Raw genomic sequence first — 3,148 nt, forward strand, 5'->3', positions numbered from 1 at the left:
AAGGTTCCTGTGTTTCCGTAAGTATAGAGGAAGAAACCGGTTTGTTTTTCCTCTTCTTTTCCTAAGACAGATGTTCTCATTGTGGCTAAAAGTGCGTTTTGTTTAGCCATATCGGTTAGTCCCGTGTAGAAGAGAGCATTTGGCATGACTAAATAGCTTGCTGTTTGTGGTACAGGGGCAACGGTAGGAATATTTGTTTCAGGATCAGGATTTGAACCAGAATTGGAGTCAAGCAGTTCGGGTTGCAAACGGAAATCCCAGAAATTTTCATTCTTTTCATCAAAGAGGTTTTGTGCAATATCGGCGTTGCCTTGGCTTGAGTCTGGTCCATAGGCACGTAGTGTATACATATCTGGTAAGCCACCTCTTGTGGTATAGCCATTTACCAGTTTGAAAGAGTTTTCAGTTGCTTTTCCAGAAACTTGAATGAGTGAAAGCCCCCGTACATTAGGAGCAGCAGAGATATTTGCTTGACTACTGTTCTTTTCTACGCGTCCTGAAACATAAACTGATGTGTTGCCAGAGACATCCCCATGGATCAAAAGTCTATCGGTTTTTTGGTCATTTATTGCAGCACCATCACTCCAAGCCGTGTTGAAGTAAATCTTTGCATCACCCGTTGCATTGTAGACTTCTTGCGTGTCTGGTTTACCAGAACCTATATGCAATGTTTGGTAATGATCTTCTGTTGGTCCATTAAAGATAATGGAGCTGTTATCGAGATTAAGCGTGGAAATATCAGAACGAGATCTTTGAGCGATATCAAGGAGATTGCCATCATCATCTTTTTCGTTTTTGCTAATTTTCAACGTCCATGTTGTATTGTTTTTTAGATCAAAGTGCACATTTCTGTCTTTAGCAATATTTGCTCTGCCCTCTAAAATAGACTGATCTGCGCTTAATGTGAAGGTGCCGTTGGAGATCGTTTTAACCTCTTTACCATCCCACAAATCTTTATCTTTCCATGATGTTTTGTCCCAAAAAATACCATCTCCTAATAATACGTCAGCATGGACTTCTGATTTTTTAAGATTGACTGTGCCGATTGATGGAGCAGCAGCATCTTCGATGCTTTTTTCAACAACAGTTCTAACGAAAATTCCTGTACCATTTTCAGCATGAAGCTCTGCATTGGTCAGATTGATCTCATTACTATGATATTTTTGTGGATCATGCGAGCTATTCGGATTATTATCGGAGAAAGTTGCGAATTGTAAACCGGCAACTTCTGCTGTGGCAGAAACATCTGTCAGATCAATATGTCCGCCATTTATTACAACCAGTGCAGCCATTTTTGCTTCTATTGTATTTTTCTTCCCCTTCTGAGGAGTATCGGATTGGGTATCTAGGCTTTTAGAATTAGTATCAATAGCACGATTGCTCGTTTTAATTGTGCTACCTTCAATGACAAAAAGACCAACATCAACATTTTGAATGGTTGTTTTGCCATTGAATTCAACTATACTATCGGCATCCCAAATGTTTACACCAACGGTTGCTGCTTCGGACTCACCACCGGTTATTGTTAAATCTCCGCTAATGATTTGACTTCCACCGTCTGCATAAAAACCTTCATCGACATTTTGAATGGTTGTTTTGCCGGTTAACTGAATTTCACTACCAGAATCCTCTGTCCGTACACCAGTGCTTATTTTGCCGAGATTTTCATTAATTGCTTTACCACCGACTACTGTTAAATTTTCGCTGGTAATTTTGCCACCATTTATTGCTCTAAGACCCTTCAAAATATTATTAATCGTTGCCGTTCCATGCAATTCAATTCTGCTATCAGGACCAAGTGCAAGTGCACCGGTTCCCGCGTCATTCGTTGTTAAAGCTATATCCGTGACATCAATCTGTCCACCATTTCGTGCCTCAAGCCCATGTGTGAATTTTTCAATGGTTGTTTTTCCATTTAGTTCGATCTTGCTGTTAGGCAGGTCAACTCCTACACCAGTGCTTTCTTCTTTTGCTCCAGAACCGATGAGTGTTAAATTTTCGCTGGTGATTTTACCACCATCAAATGCTCCAAGACCGTTCAAAGCATTGTTAATCTTTGTATTGCCTTTTAATTCAACTATGCTATCAGAACCAAGTGCAAGTGCACCGTTTCCGAAGTTATCGGTTGTTAGAGTAACATCCGTAATTTCAATACGTCCACCATTTTTTGTAAGTAATGCGTTTTCATGTCCATTCAAACTTCCTCCTATGACAGCCCCTCCTTTCATTGTGATCTTGGATTCTATACCATCTGCATGGAGTCCAGTACCATTAGGTGATGCGACTGTAACATTGTTGTTTAAAGTAATGATGCTGCCATTTTGAGCAGATATTGCTGTATTTTTTGCACGAAATGATCCTCCAGAGATTGTTATTGTCGAGTGATCATCTGCAGATATGCCTGTTAGTGCTTGAGTAACGGTTACATTGTTCAAGGTTACTGTGCTGTTTTTAGCACTTATTCCTAAGGATAGTGAACTGTTATCGTTTTCACTCGATATTACTACGTCTTCCAGCTTGTTTTTTTTACTCTTACTGTCAGAAAAGGAAGCACCAGTGCTAGATAAAATGCCAGATGAGGAGGCCTCCATTCCAGAATATGTAATTGTTCCCTTAGTCATTTGAAGTGTAGCACCGTCTTTGGCTTCAAGGCCTAAGAAAATACCAGAACCAGTGCCTTTAATGATTGTGCCATCCAGTAACTCAATCGCACTGTTAGCACCTTCTGCTGTTACAGCATAGACGGTTTGGTTTGTGCCTTGGTTTATATCTTTATTCGTAACAATGGTTAAATGTTTTCCAATGATTTTGCCACCGTCTTTTGCGTGAATAGTTTCGTAGGTTTTATCGGATACTTCTTGTTGTTTTCCCTCAGAAACTACGAGGGTTTCAGCATGTGCACTGAACTGGATGTTGAACAGGATAATAGCGGCTGCAGCCGTACATGATAAAAGGGATGTTTTATACACTAGTATTCTCCTTATGAGAGCCCCAAAATATTCATTTCCCCGCGAACTTCATAAGAAGAAGTGAAAATGGATAGTTGTTATTACTTTCAGTAATTGTCTTTAATTTGGTAAGACATTTTTGGTTTTTTGTCAAAATTAAAAAATAATTGATATTAATTATGTATAATACAAAATGTATT

At 39.3% G+C, this 3,148-nt stretch carries 1 protein-coding gene; it reads right to left on the minus strand.

Features of this window, described 5'->3' with window-relative positions; all coding sequences use genetic code 11:
- A partial coding sequence (locus ACFINR_RS09065; protein WP_375654204.1) for an autotransporter outer membrane beta-barrel domain-containing protein occupies positions 1-2,969 on the minus strand: 2,969 nt, incomplete at its 3' end.
- Between the last annotated feature and the right edge of the window lie 179 nt (positions 2,970-3,148).

The sequence above is a fragment of the Bartonella sp. AP19HLJMH genome (assembly GCF_042196245.1).
Taxonomy (GTDB): Bacteria; Pseudomonadota; Alphaproteobacteria; order Rhizobiales; family Rhizobiaceae; genus Bartonella.